Genomic DNA, 255 nt, shown 5'->3' on the forward strand with positions numbered 1-255 from the left:
CAGGGGTGGGCGGTGGCTCATGCGGCGAAGGCGATGGGGATCTCGCGTCAGTGCGCCCACCGGTGGGTGGCCCGCTTCGATGCCGAGGGCGAGGCCGGGCTGGTGGATCGGTCCTCCCGGCCGAGGTCGAGCCCACGCCGCACCAGCGCAGCGGTTGAGGCCGCGATCCTGGCTGCCAGGGTCGAGCACCGCCGCGGGCAGGACTGGCTCGGGCCCGAGCTGGGCGTGCCGGCCCGCACCGTCAGCCGCGTCCTG

Annotated in this window: 1 protein-coding gene; it reads left to right on the plus strand. The window is 76.1% G+C overall.

Annotated features, from left to right (window positions below; all coding sequences use genetic code 11):
• Nucleotides 1-255: helix-turn-helix domain-containing protein (locus tag IG69_RS0119705; protein WP_030529857.1), on the plus strand; the 255-nt coding region annotated here is incomplete at both ends.

The organism is Phycicoccus jejuensis, from assembly GCF_000720925.1.
Classification (GTDB): domain Bacteria; phylum Actinomycetota; class Actinomycetes; order Actinomycetales; family Dermatophilaceae; genus Phycicoccus; species Phycicoccus jejuensis.